This is a genomic window from Xanthomonas sp. CFBP 8152 (assembly GCF_014199025.1).
In the GTDB taxonomy this organism is placed as follows: Bacteria; Pseudomonadota; Gammaproteobacteria; order Xanthomonadales; family Xanthomonadaceae; genus Xanthomonas; species Xanthomonas arboricola_B.
In genome coordinates, this window is sequence record NZ_JACHNO010000003.1 from 315,562 (window position 1) to 336,847 (window position 21,286).

Genomic DNA, 21,286 nt, shown 5'->3' on the forward strand with positions numbered 1-21,286 from the left:
CCAGCGTGCGTCATCTGCCACCGCCATTACGTATCGCCATCCAGGCATCTTCTCCGGCGTCGGAGAAATCACCACCAACTGCGACCTTCCGACATGAGTCAACGTCCCAAACCCTCCGCCCTGATCTGGTTGCTGCTGTCGGCACTCGTGGTCGGGCTGGACCAGTGGAGCAAGGCCTGGGTGCTGTCCAGCCTGCCCGAGTACACCCCGGTGCCGGTGATCGACGGTTTCTGGAATTGGTACCGCACCTACAACACCGGCGCGGCTTTCAGCTTCCTGAGCGATGCCGGCGGCTGGCAGCTGTGGTTCTTCACTGCGCTGGCGGTGGGCATCAGCGGCCTGCTGGCGTTCTGGCTGTCGCGCACCGCGCGCGGGCAGTGGCGCAGCGCGCTGCCGTATGCGCTGGTGATCGGCGGGGCGATCGGCAACGTGATCGACCGCCTGATGCATGGCCACGTGGTCGATTTCATCCAGTGGTACATCGGCAGCCATACCTGGCCCGCGTTCAACATCGCCGACTCGGCGATCGTAGGCGGCGCCATCGGGATCGCGGTATTCGGTCTGTTCGACAAGTCCGGCAAGCGCGAGTCGGGGATTGGGAAGTAGGAATCGACGCTGAAGTCGCGATGCACCGGCGCCGCCCGGTGCCATCCTCCATTCCCCATTCCCGTAGAATGCCCGCCATGGACGTCCTGCTCGCCAATCCCCGTGGTTTCTGTGCCGGTGTCGACCGTGCGATCGAGATCGTCAAGCGTGCGATCGAGACGCTGGGCGCGCCGATCTACGTGCGCCATGAAGTGGTGCACAACCGCTTCGTGGTCGATGACCTCAAGCAGCGCGGCGCGGTCTTCGTCGAGGAACTGGACGAGGTGCCCGACAACGCCACTGTGATCTTCAGCGCGCACGGTGTCTCACAGGCGGTGCGTCAGGAGGCCGAGCGCCGCGGACTCAAGGTGTTCGACGCGACCTGTCCACTGGTGACCAAGGTGCATTTCGAGGTGGCGCGGCACTGCCGGGCCGGTCGCGACGTGGTGTTGATCGGTCACGCGGGGCATCCGGAAGTGGAAGGTACGATGGGGCAGTGGAGCCGCGAGCGCGGCCCGGGCACGATCTATCTGGTCGAAGACATCGAGCAGGTCGCCACGCTGCAGATCCGCCAGCCGGAAAACCTTGCCTACACCACCCAGACCACGCTGTCGGTGGACGACACCATGGGCATCATCGAGGCCTTGCGTGCGCGCTATCCGGCGATGCAGGGGCCGCGCCACGACGATATCTGCTATGCCACCCAGAACCGCCAGGACGCGGTGCGCGATCTGGCGCGCCAATGCGATCTGGTGCTGGTGGTCGGTTCGCCCAACAGCTCCAATTCCAATCGCCTCAGCGAGCTGGCCCGGCGCGACGGGGTCGAGTCCTATCTGATCGACAACGCCGGCGAGATCGACCCGGCCTGGATCGTCGGCAAGCAGCATATCGGGCTGACCGCCGGCGCCTCCGCACCGCAGGTGCTGGTCGATGGCGTGCTGGCGCGCTTGCGCGAGCTGGGCGCCAAGAGTGTGTCCGAGCTGGAAGGCGAGCCGGAATCGATGGTGTTCGCGCTGCCCAAGGAGCTGCGGTTGCGTCTGGTCAGCTGAAAGCGGGTACTCCGGGCTGGCTGAGCCAGCGGCGAGTGCATGCGGCCCGTCCGGGCGTCTGGCGGCCGCAGGTGGTCATCGTCCGCCCGCAGCCCCGGGGCCCGATGCCAGGAACGCGCCATGCGTCGCCCGCTGGCGATTGACCGGGCACCGGCTCCGCTCCTACAATTCACGGCTCGCCGGAATAGCTCAGTTGGTAGAGCGGCGCATTCGTAATGCGTAGGTCGTAGGTTCGATTCCTATTTCCGGCACCATCGCTTCAACACTGGGTCGACCATTGGTCGGCCCAGTTGCGTTTTGGGCCGATGCATGCACGTCCCCGGCGCTGGCGCACCCATATACGCCGCACATCACGCAGGCCGCAATCGATGGCCGCAACTGCATCTGTCCCGCCCCGCGCAGCGCTGCGACAACATGTCGCACAGTTTTGCGCGCATTAATTGCGACAGATCATTGCCGATGGGTTACGTGCAGGTGCAGCAAAGTCTAAAATCAGGGAGCTAACTCGTGTCTTCGGTCTGCGTGGTCGCCTTCCTTCAGGAAGCGCCGTCAGGACGAGTCCACATGGATACGACGAACGAGGCTGGCGTTCCTTCGCACTTGGATCGACCGATGATTCCGTTGAAACATCTCGGGCGTGTACTTCGTCCAGGCCTGATGCTGCCGTTCCTGCTGTTGGCAGGCTGCAACTCGGCCATTCTCAATCCGAAAGGCCAGATCGGCCACGACGAGAAGCAGCTGCTGATCACCTCGGTGGTGCTGATGCTGATCGTGGTCATCCCGGTGATCGTGATGACGATTGCGTTCGCGTGGAAATACCGCGCGTCCAACACGAAGGCGCGCTACGAGCCGGACTGGTCGCACTCCACCGCCATCGAAGTGGTGGTGTGGTCGATCCCGTGCGTGATCATCCTGGTGCTGGCGGTGCTGACCTGGCGCTCCTCGCACGCGCTGGACCCGTACCGGCCGCTGGATTCGGACGTCAAGCCGATCACCATCGAAGCGGTGTCGCTGGACTGGAAGTGGATGTTCATCTACCCGGACCAGAACATCGCCACGGTCAACGAGATCGCGTTCCCGGTGCATACGCCGCTGAACTTCAAGATCACCTCCGATACGGTGATGAACTCGTTCTTCATCCCGCACCTGGGCACGATGATCTACGCGATGGCCGGCATGGAAACCAAGCTGCACCTGGTGGCCGACGAGCCGGGCGAGTACTTCGGCCTGTCGACCAACTACAGCGGTCACGGCTTCTCGAAGATGAGCTTCAAGGCGCATGCCGTCGATCAGGCCGGCTTCGATGCGTGGGTGGCCAAGGTCAAGGCATCGCCGACCGCGTTGAATGCCGCCGAGTATCAGGTGCTGGCCGCCAACCGCAACGACAAGGAACAGTATCCGGTCACCTACTACTCGTCGGTGCAGGACGGCATGTTCCGCTCGCTCGTCGACAAATACATGAATGGTCCGGGCCATAACAAAGGCCATGGCGACCATCAGGCAGCGGCGGCAGAGCCGGTTGCCATGTGCACTTCTGGAGACAAGTGATGCTAGGCAAACTTACGATCGAGGCGGTTCCGTACCACGAGCCGATCATCATGGTCGCACTCGGTGGCGCCGGCCTGCTCGGCCTGCTCATCGCGGGCGCCATCACCAAGTACAAGCTGTGGGGCTACCTGTGGAACGAGTGGTTCACCTCGGTGGATCACAAGCGCATCGGTGTGATGTACATCATCGTGGCGCTGGTCATGCTGCTGCGCGGCTTCGCCGATGCGGCGATGATGCGCACCCAGCAGGCAATGGTGGGCAATGGCGGCGAAGGTGTGTTTCCGCCGCATCACTACGACCAGATCTTCACCGCGCACGGCGTGATCATGATCTTCTTCATGGCCATGCCGTTCATGACCGGCCTGTTGAATCTGATCGTGCCGCTGCAGATCGGCGCACGCGACGTGGCGTTCCCGTTCCTGAACTCGCTGAGCTTCTGGCTGTTCGTGGCCGGTGCGGCGCTGATCAACATTTCGCTGGGGGTCGGCGAATTCGCGCAGACCGGCTGGCTGGCCTATCCGCCGTTGTCGGGGCTGGAATACAGCCCAGGGGTGGGTGTCGACTACTACATCTGGGCGTTGCAGGTCTCGGGCCTGGGCACGTTGCTGACCGGCATCAACTTCTTCGTGACGATCATGCGGATGCGCGCGCCAGGCATGACCCTGATGCGCATGCCGATCTTCACCTGGACCGCGCTGATCACCAACATCCTGATCATCGCTGCGTTCCCGGTCCTGACCGTGGCGCTGGCGCTGCTGGGTGCCGACCGCTACCTGGGCACGCACTTCTTCACCAATGACGGTGGCGGCAACGCCATGATGTACGTCAACCTGATCTGGATCTGGGGTCACCCGGAAGTCTATATCCTGATCCTGCCGGCGTTCGGCATCTTCTCCGAGTTGATCGCGACCTACAGCCGCAAGCGCCTGTTCGGCTACACCTCGATGGTCTACGCCACCTCGTGCATCGGCGTGCTGTCGTTCGTGGTGTGGTTGCACCACTTCTTCACCATGGGGTCGGGCGCCAACGTCAATGCCTTCTTCGGCATCACGACGATGATCATCTCGATCCCGACCGGCGTGAAGATCTTCAACTGGCTGTTCACCATGTTCCGCGGGCGTGTGCACATGACCTCGCCGGTGCTGTGGACGATCGGTTTCATCATCACCTTCACCATCGGCGGCATGACCGGCGTGATGCTGGCGATTCCGGCCGTGGACTTCGTGCTGCACAACAGCCTGTTCCTGATCGCGCACTTCCATAACGTGATCATCGGCGGCGTGGTGTTCGGTTACCTGGCCGGCCTGACCTACTGGTTCCCGAAGGCGTTCGGCTTCAAGCTCAACGAAAAGATCGGCAAGGCCTCGTTCTGGTGCTGGATCATCGGCTTCTTCGTGGCCTTCATGCCGCTGTACGTGCTCGGCTTCATGGGCATGACCCGTCGCATGAACACCTACAACCACCCCGAGTGGGCGCCGTGGCTGTATGTCGCTGCGGCGGGTGCTGCGATCATCGGCCTGGGTATCTTCCTGAACCTGGTGCAGATCGGTTACAGCGTGTGGAAGCGCAAGGAGCACATGGACTACACGGGCGATCCGTGGGACGGCCGTACGCTGGAATGGGCCACCTCCTCGCCGCCGCCGTTCTACAACTTCGCCGTGCTGCCGCACATCGACGACCGCGATCAGTTCTGGGCCGACAAGCAGAACGGCAAGGGCTGGGTGCGTCCGTCCAAGTACGAGGCGATCCACATGCCGCGCAACACCGGTGCGGGCGTGTATATCGGTGCCTTCAGCGTGCTGATGGGCTTCGGTCTGATCTGGCACATCTGGTGGCTGGCCATCATCGGCCTGGTCGGCATGATCGGCAGCTTCATTGCGCGCACCTTCGATGACGACATCGATTACTGGGTGCCGGCCGACGAAGTGGAGCGCATCGAAAACGCGCGCTTCGCCCTGCTCGAACAGCAACATGCGGCGCAGGCCGCGAAGGTGGTATGACCATGTCTTCCTCGACCACGCTTGACCACGCCGCCCACGCGGGCGGCCACCACGACCACGAACATCACGACGCCGGTGGCAACACCGTCTTCGGGTTCTGGGTCTACCTGATGAGCGACTGCCTGCTGTTCGCCGGCCTGTTCGCCACCTATGCGGTGCTCTCGGGCGCCACGGTGGACGGACCGACCGCCAAGGAGCTGTTCGACCTGAAGTTCGTGCTGGTGGAAACCTTCCTGCTGTTGTTCAGCAGCCTCAGCTTCGGCGTTGCGATGATCTCCGCGCACAAGCGCAGCATGACTGGGCTGTATGCCTGGCTGGGCGTCACCGCACTGCTGGGTATCGGCTTTCTGTGCATGGAAGTGTGGGAGTTCAACCACCTGATCCACGAAGGGGCGGGCCCGGGGCGCAGCGCGTTCCTGTCGGCCTTCTTCACCCTGGTGGGCACGCATGGTCTGCACGTGGCCTCCGGCCTGTTGTGGATGGCTGTGCTGGTGATCCAGATCTCCAAGAACGGCCTGACCCCGCGCAACAGCACGCGTCTGGCCTGCCTGAGCCTGTTCTGGCATTTCCTGGACATCATCTGGATCGGTGTGTTCACCGTCGTCTACCTGTTGGGAGCGCTGTAATGGCCAATCACCACGCGCATGAAACCGCCGCCGATGCGCATGCCGGCGGCCTGAAGTCCTACCTGATCGGCTTTGTGATGGCCGTGATCCTCACCGTCATCCCGTTTGCGATGGTGATGAGCGGTGCGTTCTCCAAGGGCGTCACCGTCATCGTGATCTCGCTGATGGCCGCGGTGCAGATGCTGGTGCACATGGTGTACTTCCTGCACATGGATCGCTCGCCCGAGCAGCGCTCCAACGTGCAGGTGGGCCTGTTCTCGCTGCTGATCATCGGCATCGTGATTGTCGGTTCGCTGTGGGTGCTGCACAACATGAACGTCAACATGATGCATTGAGATGGCGCTGTGCCGGATCACGGCACGCCGGATCGACGCATGCTGGACAAAAAGCCGCCGGGTCACCGGCGGCTTTTTTGTGTGTGAATCGCTGCGCAGCATGACCTATGGCATACGGGGAAGCGCGGGCAGGCGCTTAGCATCGTGGGCTTGCCTGTTCCAGGTCCCTGCGGAGTTGCGATGAAGATCCCCACCTTGTTGTCCGTGTCGTTGCTGGCGGCACTGTCGTTGCCTGCGGCCGCACAAACCGCCGCGCCGCAGGACGTGCCGTTCGACGGCACCTTGAAGATCGACGTCGATGCCACCGATCTGGCCCATCGCATCTTCAAGGTCAAAACCACCATGCCGGCCCGGCCGGGCCCGATGACGCTGCTGTATCCGCAGTGGATTCCCGGCAATCACTCCCCGACCGGGCCGATCGACAAACTCGCCGGTCTGGTGATCAAGGTCGACGGCAAGGTGGTGCCGTGGAAGCGCGACCAGTTCGACGTGTACGCCTTCACCGTGGACGTGCCGCAAGGCGCCACCGAGCTGGTGGCCGAGTTCAAGTTCCTCTCGCCGCAGGCCCCCAACCAGGGCCGGGTGATGATGACCCCGGAGATGCTCAACCTGCAGTGGAACACCACGGCGCTGTATCCGGCCGGCGTGTTCGCGCGCAACATCAAGGCCCAGGCCAGCGTCACGTTGCCGGCCGGCTGGAGCTATGCCACGGCGCTGGAGACCGACCGCCGGGTTGGCGACACGGTGACCTTCAAGCCGATCGATTTCGACGACCTGGTCGACTCGCCGATGTTCGCCGGCAAGTACTACAAGCGCGTGGAGCTGAGCGGCGGCAAGCAGCCGGTCTACCTCAACGTGTTCGCCGATGAGGCCAAGTCGCTGGAGGCCAAGCCCGAGCAAATCAAGGCGCATGCGTCGCTGGTGCAGCAGATGGACAAGCTCTACGGCGCGCGGCACTTCGATCACTACGAATTCCTGCTGGCGCTGACCAAGAAGCTGGGCGGCATTGGCCTGGAGCACCATCGCTCCAGCGAAAACAGCGGCGTGCCGACCTACTTCACCGAGTGGGACAAAAGCTGGACCGGGCGCGACCTGCTTGCGCACGAGTTCAACCATTCCTGGAACGGCAAGTACCGCCGTGGCGCCGACCTGGCCACGCCCAATTTCAATGTGCCGATGGGCGACAGCCTGCTGTGGCTGTACGAGGGCCAGACCCAGTTCTGGGGCGAAGTGATGGCTGCGCGTTCGGGCCTGTGGACGCAGGATCAGGCACGCGAGATGCTGGCCGGCGTGGCGGCGAACTACGAGCGCGGTCGCCCCGGCATGGCCTGGCGCACCGTGCAGGACACCACCAACGACCCGACCATGTCGATGCGCCGGCCCAAGGCCTACCGTAGCTATCAGATGGCCGAAGACTATTACTCCGGCGGCCAGATGATGTGGCTGGAAGTGGACAGCAAGCTGCGCGAGCTGACCAACAACAAGCGTTCCATCGACGATTTAGGCAAGGCCTTCTTCGGCATGAAGAACGGCGACTGGGACGTCAATCCGTACACCTTCGACGACATCGTTGCCACGCTCAATGGCGTGGCTCCCTACGACTGGGCGAGCCTGTTGCGCAGCCGCATGGACGGGCATGGTTCCTTGAACGGCGGTATCGAGGCCAACGGCTGGAAGCTGGTCTACAACGAGGAGCCGAATCTGGCCACCAAGGCCGACGAGAGCGACGACAAGGACGCAAGCCTGACCTATTCGCTTGGCGTGTCCCTGAAGGCCTCTGGCGAGGTCAGCGATGTGCTGTGGGACGGCCCGGCCTTCAATGCCGGCCTGATCGCCGGCAACACCATCGTGGCGGTCAACGGCCGCGCCTTCAGCAGTGAGGTGATCAAGGACGCGATCAAGGCGGCCAAGGGCACTACTGCGCCGATCGAACTGCTGGTCAAGCGCCTGGACCGCTACGACACCGTGCGCATCGACTATCACGGCGGCTTGCTGTATCCGCATCTGGAACGCATCGCCGGCAAGCCGGATCGCCTGAGCGAGTTGTACAAGCCGCGCTGAGTGGCGGCCGCCCGCTCGCAGCCGTTGGAGCGGGCAATGGCAAAACCTGGAGCTGCATGACCGATTGCGATCGATCATGCGGCTCCAGGCGCTGATTTTTGTCGGTACCGATGTCGGTGCCGACCGACCAAAGGACATCGCGCCGGCCAAACGCTCGGCGCCATCGATATCCCAGTGAAAACGCAGCAGCAGGAATGCGCGGTTGCATCTATTCCTGCGACGCCGCAGCCTGGCCGATTCCCGATTCCCGATTCCCGAATCCCGAATCCCGAGCCGGCGTCGCGCATCCTGAGACCGACGCCGACTATCCTGTCGCTCCAGAAGCGATTGGTTAACTGACGATGGCGAAGGCGAAAACAGCCTATGTCTGCGGCGAGTGCGGCGCCGAATACAACAAGTGGCAGGGGCAATGCACCGAGTGCGGGGTGTGGAACACGCTCAGCGAGATCGTGCTCGAAAGCGCCACGCCTGGCGGCAAGGCCTCGCCTGCGGCATCGCGGCGTAGCGGCTGGGCCGGCAAGGCCGAGGCGCCCAAGATCACCGCGCTCAAGGACGTGCAGCAATCCGAGCAGGCGCGCGTGTCCACCGGCATTGGCGAGTTCGATCGGGTGCTGGGCGGCGGCCTGGTCGAAGGCGCGGTGGTGTTGATCGGTGGCGACCCCGGCATCGGCAAGTCGACGCTGTTGCTGCAGGCGCTGGCGAGCATGGCCAGCGCGCTGCCGGTGCTGTACGTCACCGGCGAGGAATCGCTGGCGCAGGTGGCCGGGCGCGCGGTGCGGCTGGATCTGCCGTTGGAGGGCCTGAACGCGCTGGCCGAAACCGGCATCGAAAACATCCTGCAGCATGCCAGCGTGGCGCGGCCGAAGCTGATCGTGGCCGATTCGGTACAGACGTTGTGGACCGAGTCGCTGACCGCAGCGCCGGGCTCGGTCAGCCAGGTACGCGAGAGTGCGGCGCGGCTGGTGCGCTATGCCAAGGAGACCGGCACCGCGGTGTTCCTGGTCGGCCATGTGACCAAGGAAGGCGGCATCGCCGGCCCGCGCGTGCTGGAGCATATGGTCGATGCGGTGCTGTACTTCGAAGGTGAGAGCGGCAGCCGGTTCCGGCTGTTGCGCGCGTTCAAGAACCGCTTCGGTGCGGTCAACGAGCTGGGCGTGTTCGCGATGGGCGAGAAGGGCCTCAAGGAGGTGTCCAACCCGTCGGCGATCTTCCTGTCCGGCGGCAGCACCCAGCAGCCGGGCAGTTGCGTGATGGTCACCCGCGAAGGCACCCGGCCGCTGATGGTGGAGGTGCAGGCGCTGGTGGACGCCTCGCCGCTGTCCAATCCGCGGCGCGTGGCGGTAGGTCTGGAGCAGAACCGGCTGGCGATGCTGCTGGCGGTGCTGCACCGCCATGGCGGCATCGTGGTGGGCGACCAGGACGTGTTCGTCAACGTGGTCGGCGGCATCCGTGTGCAGGAAACCGCCGCCGACCTGCCGGTGCTGCTGGCAGTGCTGTCCTCGCTGCGTGACCGGCCGCTGTCCGAGAAGACCATCGCCTTTGGCGAAGTGGGGCTGTCCGGCGAGATCCGGCCGGTGCCCAACGGCGAGGATCGTCTGAAGGAAGCCGCCACCCATGGCTTCAAGCGCGCGATCGTGCCCAAGGCCAACGCGCCCAAGACCACCAGCATCAAGGGTATGGAGATCGTCGCGGTGGAGCGACTGAGCCAGGCACTGGAAGCGGCGGCCGAATGATGCCGGCGGGGTAGCGCGACTGCCTGCACAGGGCAGCGTCCTGCACGCGATGAGCCAATCGCGCGCACCTGCGCAGGGCGGCATCCAGCGCGCTGCACCCTGCCGGAATTTCTTGGGCTGGCCCGCCGCCGGTTCCGGCGACCGTCCGTCGGCCAGCGGGTCGCGATATGCCGCGAGCCGGTAAGAAACCGTTTTCAGCACGAGGCGGCTATGGCACCATGCGCGGCCCGTTGCACTGTGCAGCGGCTCACAGACTCCGCTCACTGCGCGTCACCAGGAGAAACACGATGGAATGGATGTTGCTGCCACTCAAGCGCTATGCCGACTTCAATGGCCGTTCGCGCCGCAAGGAATACTGGATGTTCATGCTGTTGCAGGCGATCGTCCTGCTGGTATTGGGTGGCCTGTTCGGCGTCGCCGCTGCACTGATGGGTGGCGAGAACGGTCCAGGTGCATTGGCGTGGCTGATCGCTGCCATCATGGTGATCGTCGTGCTGGCATTCATTGTGCCCAGCATTGCGGTGACCGTGCGTCGCTTGCATGACCAGGGCAAGTCTGGCTGGTTCTATCTGATCAGCCTTGTGCCTTATGTCGGCGGGTTCATCGTGCTGGTCTTCATGTGCCTGGAAGGCACGCCCGGTGCGAACGAGTACGGCGAAAATCCCAAGCAGTAACTGCCAACGCCTGATCGAACAATGGCGCGGAGACTCCTCCGCGCCATTGTCGTTTGTGGAGATCGCCTGCCGGCGGAGGCTGGCCAACGACACGCGTGCGTTCGATTGCCGAATCCGGCTTGATTGGCGCGTTCTTTAATTGCCGCCAAAAACCTTAGACGTCCTGCCACAGCGTAGGAAGCAGTCGGCCGGCAATGCGCCAGCGGCCGGGTTGTGTGGTCACGACATTGTTGAACTCTTGTGTGGGTATGTTTCCATCCGACCGGCGCTGGCGAAAAGCTCTGCCAGTCACTGCCTGACCAGATCAACGCGTGGCAGCGGCTGACCTACTGCAACGCGGGCGCCGGTAGCAGGCAGCAAGTGCGGGTCAGATAGCCGCGCTGCCGCCCTTGCAGGGCTGCATCGGTCAACAGGCCGCAGCACGATGGGCGGTGCCGGGGCTGACCGCCTTGCCGGGCGTCGGTACGTTGCTGTCCTGCAGGGCGAGTTCCAGCTTGTAGCCGTGCGAATACACGGTTCTGATGCGCACCGCGCCGCTGTGATTGCATAGCTGCAGCTTCTTGCGCAGCTTGTAGATGTGCTGCTCCATCGTGCGATCGGTGAACTCGGTGTGGCTGCCCCACACCGCCTTGGCCAACTGGCAGCGGCGGAAACACACGCCTGGGCTGGAAAACAACAGCCAAGCGATCGAGAACTCGCGTGCGGTCAACACGATCGGCTTGCCGTGCAGATACACGGTATTTTCGTCGCGGATCAGGTGATAGGGACCAACACTGAGCTGCTGGCTTTCGGAGCACGCCTCGGCCACCGGCGAAAGCGCCAATGCTGCGCGCACATGCAGTTCGTGAGCATTGAACGGCAGAGCGAGCACATCGTGTGCGCCGGCGTGGTACCAGGCCAGAATGTCGTGGGTACAGTCGAACCGCCCCAGCACGATCAGCGGCGTGGGATGACTGCTGTGGCAGCGTTGCCAGGCCAGCAGCGAGCTGTCGTCCGACGCGACGCAAGTCGCGTCGAAGACCAGCAGCTCGCAAGGGGAATGCCGCAGCGAGCGCAGAAGTTCGAGTTCGTCGGAAAACACCGCAAAACTCGGGGCGAGCGGTGCGAGGCTCGCATTGACCTGCGATGCCAGACGCGCATCCTGCGTCAACAGGAACGCCGGTCCTCGCTTGCAGGAAGGGTTGCCGTGCATCAGCCGGCCTTCCCACGTCTGCATCCGTGCCCGTCGTGCCTTCGACGCCTGTTGCGGAGTGCAGGCGCCAATACGAAACCCACGTGTAGAGATAAGTGCATCGTCATCGCCTTCTGCGAGGGGGCCCGATCTGGGGTCGGATCAATGGTATGTACCATTGCCGAGGCAGAAATTTTCACTGCTGCATACTTTCCTTCGGCTTTGAGCAGGCCGGCTTTAACGTACGCTCATCTAAGCGTAACGTCGCTCTTACATTCAGGGCATGGGTGGTCGGTAACTAACAAAATTCCGACGTCGAGCAATGCGCAGGCCGGTCGATGCGGCGAGGCAATAGGCGGAATCGCCGAGCCCTTCAAACGCGCGTCCAGGTCTATACCACGGCATTGCGATCTGCATGCGCTCGAAGTCCATGGGAACTATGTGGCCATCCGTCGATGCAGTAAAACACGGCGGCAGTAATTTGAATCACGGCTTTCATTTGCTGAAAACGCCGCGCACGTAGTCATTGCCACGTCATACCAGGACAACGTTCAAGCCGTGCAGAGGCGGGTGTCTGAGTGGTCCTGCAATGCTCTCTGGCTACCGCCCTGTCTTCAACACGGCTTCGCATGGCGTGCAATGTCTTATGCACGACAGCGTTGGCGGTATGCAAAAAGTGCCCTTCATCTGCATGCCGCATAACTGGGTTGCCAGGAGACAGAGTGAGGTTTTTTGATTTTCTTCGTGTCTTCGAGTGAGAAATTCCATTGGATCCGCTGCATACAATCGGTTGCGCCAGCCAGACTGGCGCATTGTTGTTTTTGCTCATCCCCCTATGAGAGAGCCCGGCATGATCCTTTCAACCTACTTCGCGGCGATCTCTGCGTTGTCGTACGCAGACCGTTTTCCTACCTATACAAGCAGGATGCTGGTGGGTGCCTGGCCGCAAGGTCTGCAACATCTTCAACAACGCCGCGACGGCCAGGCCACCGCGGATGGTGCCGACGATGAAGTCAGCCTGCTCGGCGCCAGTGGCGATGCCTTGTTGATCCTTGAATACCGGGAGGAAGCCGAAGATGCCTACCGCCACGCCTTGAAGGCGATGCGCGGGCATCAGCGCCAACTACGGCTGCTGTCCTGCCGCAATACCGCCTGGTTGATGCTGAGCCAGCGCCGCCTGAGCGCTGCATTGAACTGCTTCGCGCAGCTGGCGATGGACCGCCAGACGCCGGCCTGCCTGTATGGGGAGAGTCTGCTGGGCAAGGCGCTGATCCACTTCCATCTGGGCCAGAGCACGCTGGCGCTGCAGACGCTGGAGCGTGCCAACGACGTGCTGGCGGAACTGGACAGCGGTGCAGCCGAATGGTTGCGCATCGCCAACGCGCTGCGCCTGGATATGGTTGCGCAGTTGCGCATCCGTCGCGCGGACCGGATGAGCGACCACGTGTTCTGGCAAGCCACGCTGCGCCAGGAGGATGCGGCGCACGCGATCGAACCCAATGAGCTGCGCGCCTGCATCGCCGAGCTGGCCGAGAGCATGCCGGTGCTCGCACAGCGCATGCGCCACGTGCGCAATCTGCTGCGCATCGCCGGTGGCGACACCTTCGGTTTCGATGCGCAGATCGATGCGCTGCCGGCCGCCGCCACCGGCTGCCCGCCCGGCGCGCGGCAGGATGCGCAGGTGGAACTGGCGCTTGCCGCATTGGCGGTGGGGCGTGCCGATCTGGCGGAGCGTGCCCTGGCCGGTGCCGGCAGGCACCACGCGCCGCGCTGGAATCTGGAGTTCGAGTATTGCCAGGCCAAGATCTGCCAGGCGCTGGGCAAGACCGAGCAGGCGCTGTTGCTGTACAACCGCTATGCGCTGGGCGCGGTGCAGTGCCTGCGCAGCGAGGTGCAGGCGCCGCGGCTGCTGGAAAGCGGCACGCCGGCACATGTCAGCGACGACATCTCGGCGCGGCTGCCGGCCAAGTACCGGCGCGCCTACGCCTACATGATCACCAATGCGCATCGCTCGGATCTGTCGATCAACGAGGTGGCCGCGCAAATCGGTGTCACCGGGCGCGCCTTGCAGCAGGCGTTCAAGTCTGCCACCGGGCTGTCGCCGACCCAGGTGCTGCGTCGCTACCGGATGCAGAGCATTCGCGACGAACTGCTGGCCGAAGGCGGCTGCGGCAGCGTGCTGCAGGCGGCGAGCCGCTGGGGCGTGGGCAGCCGCTCGGCCTTGGCCAAGGGCTATCGTCAGCATTTCAACGAGGCACCGATGGAAACCCTGCAGCGGTAAGCCGTTGCGCGCCACGGCCGTGGGTCGACGCGGCCGTGGCGGGTCGCTTCCGAAGGGTGTGCTGCAGTGGCGACCGAACGCTAGCCAGGCGCTGGAGGAAGTCAGCGTGTGGCGCGCGTGCGTACGGCGTGGCTTGCGGCTATCCTGTTCGGCTCGCACTGCCACCCAGGAAGGCGCGTCCGAGGATGGGCGTGGCCGCCAAGGAAACGACGAACGATCATGCAAGATCACATCTCCGAGGCGACGGACGCCTCCCAGATCCGCCGCGCAGGCGTCGATCTCAACGGGCTGATGTCCGTCCTCAGCAAGCATCTGTATTCCACGCCGGTGGTCGCGCTGCGCGAACTGGTGCAGAACGCGCACGACTCGATCCTGCGTCGCCGGCTGGAGCAACCCGACTGGCAAGGCCAATCGCGCATCGAAGTGCATGCCGACGCTGCCCAGGGCATCGTGCGCATCATCGACACCGGTGCCGGGCTGACCCAGCTGGAAATCCATGATTATCTGGCTACGGTCGGCGTGGGGTATACGCGCGGCCTGCGTCAGGGCGGGCATGAGGACAGCGGCCTGATCGGCATGTTCGGGCTGGGCTTTCTGTCGGCCTTCGTGCTGGCGCGCCGCGTCACCGTGCGCACCACCTCCTACCAGAGCCCGGCGCTGGGGCATTGCTACATCTCCAGCAATGCCGAGCAATACACGGTGAGTCCGATCCCGGCGCGTGCGCAGGTCGGAACCGAAGTGGTGCTGGAGCTGCACCAGGACTATCTGCCGTTGGCCCAGGAAACACGGCTGCGCGAGATCCTGTCGCGCTATTGCGCGCTGTTGCGCGAGCCTATCTGGATCGGTGGCGATACCCAGGCGATCAACCCGGAGCCGCCGCCATGGCGCATGCACGATGCGGTGCCGTTGCATCCGGTGCAGGCCTGGCGGCGTCAACGCGAGTTTGCCGCGCGTTTCGAGCGCAACTTCGAACCCTTGTGCTGCATGCCGGTGCGCGCGGAGGAGGGCAGCGATGCGGTCGGTCTGCTGTGGGTGCAGGACGGAGCCACGTATGGCACCAGCGACAACCGCAATCTGTCGGTGTTCCTGCGCGGCATGCTGCTGGACGACAACGCGCGCGAACTGCTGCCGCCATGGGCGGGCTTTATCGGCGGTGTGATCGAATCCAACCGTTTGACGCCCACCGCCAGCCGCGAGGATCTGCAGCGCGATGCCACCTACGCGGCCGTACAGCACGCGCTGTCCGAGGCGCTGGTGCAGGGCCTGGCCGATGTGGCGCGTCAGCAGCCGGAAGCCTGGCGGCGCATTCTGCTGCGGCACAACGAGGCATTGCTGGGCGCGGCGCTATGCGACGAGCGTTTGTTCGAGTTGCTGATGGAACACGTGCGGGTGCCGACCTCGCAGGGCGACCTGCCGGCGCAGCAGTTGCCGGCGCGTGGCGCGGTGCACGTGATCCTGGATAGCGACAGTGGCTTCGAAGAAATGCTCTTCCGCGCGATGGGCGTGCCGGTGGCCTACGGAAACCGCTATGCGGTGGTGCCGTTCCTGCGGCGCTGGGCGCAGGCCAAGGGCGTGCGCCTGGTCGAGCTGGGTACCGAGCAGGGCAACCGGCAGTTGTTCCAGCTGGACACGCTGCCGGCCGACGAACTGGCCTGGCTGGAACAGCATCTGGGCGATGGCGAAGCGCTGGTGCCCGCACGCTTCAGCCCCGAGGCATTGCCGTTGGTGGTGGTGCCCGACCGCGAGGCCGAACTGAAACGCCGCCTGGAGCAGGACGAGAACGACAAGCGCGTGTCCACCGCTGCGTTGCGGCTGGCCCGGCAGTTCACTGCGGGGATCCAGGCGCGGCAGACCCAGCGGCTGTATCTGAATCTCGACAATCCGGCGTTGCAGGCGTTGCTGGCGGCGCAGCGCGCCGGCAATCCGCAGGCGGCGGTGGCCGCGCGGCTGCTGCGCTCGCTGAAGGTGATCGTGTCGGCGCAAGGGCGCAGCCAACCGCAATCCGGTGCCAACGCATCTGGCGGATCGGACTTGAACCGGGCCTTCGGTGATCTTGCCGAGGCCGTGACCCAATTGCTGGCACGCTGAGCGCCGCATCGAAGGAGCAGCATGATGGAAATCTGGAACTGGGTAGAAAAGCTGCAGGACGATCTGGGCGAAGCCGGGCAGCCGCAGAATGCGCAGCTGCTGACGCGCCTGACCGACCATGTCTGTGATCTGCAGATCGAACGCGCAGAAGCGCTGTTGCCCGAGGCGCGTGCGCTGGGCAAGACGCTGGCCAATCCGTGGCTGGAGGTGTTCGTCGGGCATTGGGAAATGCGCAACCGGGTCGGCAATCTGTGCGAAGGCGAACGTGCGTTGAGCGATGCGGTGACGTTGTTCGAACGCGCGCACCGCGCCGACGCGGTGGAGTGCCCGCAGTCGGTGTGCGTGACCCAGGATCTGGCCGCGTGCTACGCCAATATCGATGGCCCGGGCTGGGTGCAAGAGCGCATCGAGGTGTGCGAGGAAACGCTGGGCCGCATCGATCCGAGCTGGTCGTGCTACCAGTGCCTGAGCTGCGAAAAAGCCGACGCCTTGCTCGACGACGGACGCGGCGAGGCGGCGCTGAGTTATCTGGAAAGGCAGTCGCAGACCATTCTTGCGCATGGCGGGCAGATCTACGACGGCGTGCCGGACATGCGCATCTCGATCCTGCTCTCGCTGGGCCGCGCGGAAGACGCGCTGGCACTGATCGAGCAGCGCGAGCGCGAGGCCGCGCGCGAAGGGGCGGAGTGGGCCAACTGCAGTCAGCCGCGGCGTTTGCAGAAAGCCCGTGCCCTGGCACTGTTGCATCGCGATGACGAAGCACTGGAGGCGTTTCTGCCGTGGCGCGAGGTCGCGCCGCGCTACCGCCTGCACTGGTTGCGTGCGGCGGTGGTGCTGGTGTCGCGCCAGCCCGAGCGCAATACCTGGGATCTGGGCAGCCGCCTGCAGGTGATGCTCGACCATTACGCGCAGGTCGGTGCGCATCGCATGCTGATCGATGCGGCCGAGATGGCGATCGAGCTGGCCTTGCAGCGTGGCGCGGTGTGGACTGCGCGCCGGCATCTGGCGCTTGCGCGTGCGCACGTGCCCAAGTTGCGCCAGGACCGTGGCGTCACGCAGCTGCTGGACGGTCTGGCCGTGCGCATCGAAACCGCACCGGCCGGCGAGCCGGCGCTGGTGCCCGCCGAACAGTTGCTGGCATGGCTGGATGCGCAGGCCGAAGACGTGGCGCGTAACCCCGAGCGCGAAGCGCAGTGGTTGCTGCAGGCAGTGGCCGAGCGACCCGACGATGCCGAGTTGGTGGACACCACGGCGTCGGCATTGAGCGCGTGTGCGGCCGACGATGAGGCGATCGCGCTGCTGTGGGCATTCGTGCAGCGGCATGCCGATCGCGAAACCAGCCCGACCTTCCGGCTGATGAATCTGCTGCTGGGCCGTGGCGACGAGGCCGGCCTGCGCCGGCTGGCGCAGCTGTACCGCCCGCTGGTGCCGGTGGCGGCGCTGTGGTGCGAGGCGCAGCTGGCCCAGCGACTGGCCGATTGGCCGGCGCTGGAGCAGGCCTGCACCGCGTTGCTGGCACTGTCGCCCGGCTCGCACGGTGCGCGCGGGTTGCTGGGGCGCATGTATCTCAACACCGGCCGCTTCGCCGAAGCGACCGAGGTGTATCGACAGCTGACCGAGTTGATGGAAGAACCGCGCTCCGCGCATTGGGATCACATGACCTCGGCCAGCGCGGCGCAGCAGTGGGACGCGGTGCGCGCCTCGGCGCTGGCGCTCGGCATGGAGCTGAGCAGCACCAGTGGCGTGGTCGAAGAGACCTGGGGTTGGGTGATCGTGCGTTGCGTGGATGACGGCGAGGTAGCCGAGTACTACGCCCGGCGCACCGGCCCGGTCACCGCGCGTATCGTCGAAAATGCACCGGCGCATCGGCGCCAGCACGTCGGCGACTGGGTGGTGTTCGATGCGGAGCTACTGTATCCGCCGCCGGAGGACGAGGCCGAGCGCGAGCGCTTCGTGCCGACCTATGCGAAGGTGCATATGCTGCAGGCGGGCGGGTACGGCAGCAGCTGGCTGGTGGATGGCGTGCATCCTGGCGAGCAGGCGATCGAGGCCTTGCGCCAGGACATCGAGGCGCGTGGCTGGAAACTGTGGCTGCACAGCCGCGACGAGTATCGCGTGGTCGATCCGGAACACGCGGAGGCGTTCGACCCGGAAGATGCGAACACGGGTCTGCAGGGCGTGCTGTTCACCGTGGCGCTGCCGGAAGCGGTGCTGCCGCTGGAGCTGCATCGCGTCCTGCTGGCCACAACCGCGCACTGGGCGCACCCGATGTGCTGGCTGCGCCTGGCCGAGGCCTGCGATCAGGACCCGCGCCCGCATCTGGATGCAGTGGAGCGTTACGGGCTGTAGGGCGGCGATCAAGCTCGTCGCGCAGCCGCAGCCGCAGCCGCAGCCGCTGCTGATGCGGTCGCCGCCGCCGCGGGGATTGGGGATTGGCATGCGTGGTTTGCGTGCCAATTGCTGGCATGTCGTCAGGAATGGTGACGTTCCGAAGGATGGGCCCCCCAACTGCCCATCGGCATTTCTTTCAGCCACCGGCAGCGACTGATGGTGCTTGCGCGCGTACCGGCGTAGGACCTTGAGCGGTATGCTTCGTGGCCGATGTAATCGATAAGTCATCCATCTGCTGTCACGCCGCCAGGAATGGATGCCCGGAAGAACGTGCAGCTCATCTCGCTGTTCGCATTTCTTTCCGCAACCGACAACAACCGGTGGTGCTTGCGCGGGTGCCGGCTTGGGCCCTTGAGCGGCATGGCTGCCGCGCCAGAGCCTGCATGGACGTACTTGCGGCGTGTCCCATGCCGGTATACGTGCAAGCGCCCGCAGGAGACCTAAGCACTCGCATGGAAACGCCAGATGTCGTGCACAAGATTGATCGGTGTGCGGAGTCGATCGGCAGCGCGGCGCCGCATCCGGTGTCGGGACACGCCGTGAATCCGTCCGTGGAGGCTCGGTGGCGGCATCCATGCCGCCACACGGTCCCGCCCCCGGACGCGACACCACGCTCCCGATATTGCTAGCGCTGATCGGCAAGCAATGCTTTCAAAGCACGTGCGGATGCCTATGCAGTCTGTGGCCAATGCAAATCGGTGAGCCATCTATTTCCTGCTACATCGCCAGCGGTGGTGACACTTCGAAGGCCCTCGGCATTTCTTTCCGCAACCGATAGCAACCGGTGGTGCTTGCGCGGGTGCCGGCGTGGGACCTTGAGCGGCATGGATGCCGCGCCAGAGCCTACACGGACGTACTTGCGGCGTGTCCTACGCCGGTACGCGTGCAAGCGCCCGCAGCAGAACGAAGCGCTCGCGTAGAACCGGTAAATGTCGTGCACAAGATTGATCGGTGTGCGGAGTCGGTCGGCAGCGCGGCGCCGCATCCGGTGTCGGGACACGCCGTGAATCCGTCCGTGGAGGCTCGGTGGCGGCATCCATGCCGCCACACGGTCCCGCCCCCGGACGCGACACCACGCTCCCAAGATTGCTACTGCTGATCGGCAAGCAATGCTTCAAGCAGGTGTTGATGCCTGCGGACTTCGTGGCCGATGTAATCGGTAAGTCATCCATCTGCTGTCACGCCGCCAGGAATGGATGCCCGGAAGAACGTGCAGCTCATCTCGCTGTTCGCATTTCTTTCCGCAACCGACAACAACCGGTGGTGCTTGCGCGGGTGCCGGCGTGGGACCTTGAGCGGCATGGATGCCGCGCCAGAGCCTACATGGACGTACTTGCGGCGTGTCCCACACCGGCACGCGTGCAAGCGCCCTCAGTAGACCGAAGCATTCGCATGGAACCGGCAGAGGTCTTGCACAAGATTGCCAGGTGTGCGGAGTCGGTCGGCAGCGTGGCGCCGCATCCGGTGTCGGGACACGCCGAGAATCCATCCCTGGAAACTCGGTGGAAGCGCCCGCAGCAGACCTAGGCATGCACGTACTGCGATCTCGCAGTACATCGCAGCTGTCCGATCAGCTGCGCTTGCCGTAGCGCTCCAGCCAGTGCGCGTACGAGGGCGGCAGCACCCACGATGGGCGTTCTTCGTCCAGTGCCAACGCGGCATGATACGGCCAATGCGGGTTGGCCAGGTGCGCGCGGCCGACCATCACCAGCTCCATCTGCCCGGCGCCGACAACGCGGTCGGCTTCCAGCGGATCGTCGATGTTCCAGGACGAGGCAACCGGCAGCTGCGCCTCGCGGCTGACCCGCTCGGAGTAAGGCGCCAGCAAGGCCGGCCCCCACGGAATCTGCGCAGTCGGGGTGCTGAAGCCGATGCTGACGTTGAGCAGATCCAGGCCGCCTTGCTTGAAGTTGCGCGTCAGTGCGATGGCTTCCTGCAGGGTTTCTTCGTCGCGGCCATCGAATTCGATCACGCCAAAGCGTGCGGTGAGCGGCAGCTGTTCCGGCCAGACTGCCCGCACGGCTTGCAGCGTTTCCAGCAGGAAGCGCGCGCGGTTTTCGGCGCTGCCGCCGTAGTGATCCTGGCGATGATTGGCGTGTACCGAGAAAAAGCTCTGCGCCAGATAGCCATGCGCAAAATGCAGCTCCAGCCACTGGAAGCCGGCATCGCGCGCGCGCTGTGCGGCGGCGACAAAATCGCCGCGCACGCGGGCGATGTCGTCCAGCGTCATCTCGCGCGGCACTTTGGGCAGGCCGCCGCCGAAGGCGATGGCCGAGGGCGAGATGGTGTCCCAGCCACGCGGGTCGCCGTCGGCGATGTGGTCGTCGCCTTCCCACGGCAGGTTGGCACTGGCCTTGCGGCCGGCGTGGCCGATCTGGATGCCCGGCACGGCGCCGGCAGCGCTGATCGATGCCGCGATGCGTGCCAGCCCCTCGGCCTGGGCGTCGTTCCACAGGCCCAGGCAACCGGGGGTGATGCGTCCTTCCGGCGACACGCCGGTGGCTTCGACGATCACCAGGCCCGCGCCGCCGCGCGCCATGCTGGCGTAATGCACCTGATGCCACGCGTTGCTGAGGCCGTCGACGGCGGTGTACTGGCACATGGGCGGCACCGCGATGCGGTTGCGCAGCGTGACGTCCTTGAGTTGATACGGAGAGAACAGCGATGACATGGAGAGCGACCACCTGAGAAAAATCAGGCTGCGATCAGACCACGCGCGACCACCGCGCAGACACCCTGCCAAT

14 protein-coding genes and 1 tRNA gene are annotated in these 21,286 nt (G+C 64.6%); 13 read left to right on the top strand and 2 right to left on the bottom strand.

The features are described 5' to 3' along the window. Positions 1-93: 93 nt before the first annotated feature. The 10 genes from lspA (at position 94) to FHT09_RS13150 (ending at position 10,611) form a co-directional block, all read left to right on the top strand. Positions 94-606, top strand: a complete 513-nt coding sequence (gene lspA / locus FHT09_RS13105) for a signal peptidase II (RefSeq protein WP_104606824.1) — start codon at positions 94-96, stop codon at positions 604-606. 77 nt (positions 607-683) lie between these two features. Then, positions 684-1,634, top strand: a complete 951-nt coding sequence (ispH, locus tag FHT09_RS13110) for a 4-hydroxy-3-methylbut-2-enyl diphosphate reductase (RefSeq protein WP_104538245.1) — start codon at positions 684-686, stop codon at positions 1,632-1,634. Positions 1,635-1,812: 178 nt separating this feature from the next. Next, positions 1,813-1,888 (top strand) — tRNA-Thr (locus FHT09_RS13115). 358 nt (positions 1,889-2,246) lie between these two features. Next, a complete protein-coding gene (gene cyoA / locus FHT09_RS13120) occupies positions 2,247-3,182 on the top strand; it encodes a ubiquinol oxidase subunit II (RefSeq protein ID WP_104538244.1) in 936 nt (311 codons plus the stop codon). Continuing rightward, complete coding sequence (cyoB, locus tag FHT09_RS13125) at positions 3,182-5,182, top strand: cytochrome o ubiquinol oxidase subunit I (protein WP_104606825.1); 2,001 nt, start codon at positions 3,182-3,184, stop codon at positions 5,180-5,182. Before cyoA ends, cyoB begins: the two co-directional genes overlap by 1 nt. Continuing rightward, positions 5,179-5,808 (top strand): cytochrome o ubiquinol oxidase subunit III, encoded by a 630-nt coding sequence (cyoC, locus tag FHT09_RS13130; protein WP_181126357.1) that lies wholly within the window; start codon positions 5,179-5,181, stop codon positions 5,806-5,808. Before cyoB ends, cyoC begins: the two co-directional genes overlap by 4 nt. After that, positions 5,808-6,143 carry a cytochrome o ubiquinol oxidase subunit IV gene (gene cyoD / locus FHT09_RS13135; RefSeq protein WP_006450195.1) on the top strand — a complete coding sequence of 112 codons (336 nt, stop codon included), beginning with the start codon at positions 5,808-5,810 and terminating at the stop codon, positions 6,141-6,143. Before cyoC ends, cyoD begins: the two co-directional genes overlap by 1 nt. Positions 6,144-6,323: 180 nt before the next feature. Next, positions 6,324-8,204 (top strand): tetratricopeptide repeat protein, encoded by a 1,881-nt coding sequence (locus FHT09_RS13140; protein ID WP_181141380.1) that lies wholly within the window; start codon positions 6,324-6,326, stop codon positions 8,202-8,204. Between the two features lie 341 nt (positions 8,205-8,545). Then, positions 8,546-9,937: a DNA repair protein RadA gene (radA, locus tag FHT09_RS13145; RefSeq protein WP_104606826.1), complete on the top strand. Its 1,392-nt coding sequence runs from the start codon at positions 8,546-8,548 to the stop codon at positions 9,935-9,937. A 287-nt stretch (positions 9,938-10,224) separates the two neighbouring features. After that, positions 10,225-10,611: a DUF805 domain-containing protein gene (locus FHT09_RS13150; RefSeq protein WP_104538242.1), complete on the top strand. Its 387-nt coding sequence runs from the start codon at positions 10,225-10,227 to the stop codon at positions 10,609-10,611. A 406-nt stretch (positions 10,612-11,017) separates the two neighbouring features. On the opposite strand, the gene FHT09_RS13155 is transcribed toward FHT09_RS13150, so the two are convergent. Continuing rightward, on the bottom strand, positions 11,018-11,803 hold the full coding sequence (locus FHT09_RS13155; RefSeq protein ID WP_104606827.1) for a response regulator transcription factor: 786 nt from the start codon (positions 11,801-11,803) through the stop codon (positions 11,018-11,020). Between the two features lie 904 nt (positions 11,804-12,707). On the opposite strand from FHT09_RS13155, the gene FHT09_RS13160 reads away from it, so the two are divergent. From FHT09_RS13160 to FHT09_RS13170, 3 genes are all read left to right on the top strand, one after another. Then, a complete protein-coding gene (locus FHT09_RS13160) occupies positions 12,708-14,063 on the top strand; it encodes a helix-turn-helix transcriptional regulator (RefSeq protein WP_181141385.1) in 1,356 nt (451 codons plus the stop codon). A gap of 219 nt (positions 14,064-14,282) precedes the next feature. Continuing rightward, the gene (locus FHT09_RS13165; RefSeq protein WP_181141381.1) at positions 14,283-16,151 is read left to right on the top strand and encodes an ATP-binding protein; all 1,869 of its coding nucleotides are present in this window, start codon (positions 14,283-14,285) and stop codon (positions 16,149-16,151) included. A 24-nt stretch (positions 16,152-16,175) separates the two neighbouring features. Then, positions 16,176-18,500: a hypothetical protein gene (locus FHT09_RS13170; protein WP_104606847.1), complete on the top strand. Its 2,325-nt coding sequence runs from the start codon at positions 16,176-16,178 to the stop codon at positions 18,498-18,500. A gap of 1,612 nt (positions 18,501-20,112) precedes the next feature. Here FHT09_RS13170 and FHT09_RS13175 read toward each other — a convergent pair. Further along, positions 20,113-21,213 (bottom strand): NADH:flavin oxidoreductase/NADH oxidase, encoded by a 1,101-nt coding sequence (locus FHT09_RS13175; RefSeq protein WP_104606830.1) that lies wholly within the window; start codon positions 21,211-21,213, stop codon positions 20,113-20,115. Positions 21,214-21,286: the final 73 nt, after the last annotated feature.

Excerpts from the sequence above, each read along its gene's own strand:
- lspA (WP_104606824.1), top strand. The coding sequence starts at position 94 with ATGAGTCAACGTCCCAAACCCTCCGCCCTGATCTGGTTGCTGCTGTCG.
- ispH (WP_104538245.1), top strand. The coding sequence starts at position 684 with ATGGACGTCCTGCTCGCCAATCCCCGTGGTTTCTGTGCCGGTGTCGAC.
- cyoA (WP_104538244.1), top strand. The coding sequence starts at position 2,247 with ATGATTCCGTTGAAACATCTCGGGCGTGTACTTCGTCCAGGCCTGATG.
- cyoB (WP_104606825.1), top strand. The coding sequence starts at position 3,182 with ATGCTAGGCAAACTTACGATCGAGGCGGTTCCGTACCACGAGCCGATC.
- cyoC (WP_181126357.1), top strand. The coding sequence starts at position 5,179 with ATGACCATGTCTTCCTCGACCACGCTTGACCACGCCGCCCACGCGGGC.
- cyoD (WP_006450195.1), top strand. The coding sequence starts at position 5,808 with ATGGCCAATCACCACGCGCATGAAACCGCCGCCGATGCGCATGCCGGC.
- FHT09_RS13140 (WP_181141380.1), top strand. The coding sequence starts at position 6,324 with ATGAAGATCCCCACCTTGTTGTCCGTGTCGTTGCTGGCGGCACTGTCG.
- radA (WP_104606826.1), top strand. The coding sequence starts at position 8,546 with ATGGCGAAGGCGAAAACAGCCTATGTCTGCGGCGAGTGCGGCGCCGAA.
- FHT09_RS13150 (WP_104538242.1), top strand. The coding sequence starts at position 10,225 with ATGGAATGGATGTTGCTGCCACTCAAGCGCTATGCCGACTTCAATGGC.
- FHT09_RS13155 (WP_104606827.1), bottom strand. The coding sequence starts at position 11,803 with ATGCACGGCAACCCTTCCTGCAAGCGAGGACCGGCGTTCCTGTTGACG.
- FHT09_RS13160 (WP_181141385.1), top strand. The coding sequence starts at position 12,708 with ATGCTGGTGGGTGCCTGGCCGCAAGGTCTGCAACATCTTCAACAACGC.
- FHT09_RS13165 (WP_181141381.1), top strand. The coding sequence starts at position 14,283 with ATGCAAGATCACATCTCCGAGGCGACGGACGCCTCCCAGATCCGCCGC.
- FHT09_RS13170 (WP_104606847.1), top strand. The coding sequence starts at position 16,176 with ATGGAAATCTGGAACTGGGTAGAAAAGCTGCAGGACGATCTGGGCGAA.
- FHT09_RS13175 (WP_104606830.1), bottom strand. The coding sequence starts at position 21,213 with ATGTCATCGCTGTTCTCTCCGTATCAACTCAAGGACGTCACGCTGCGC.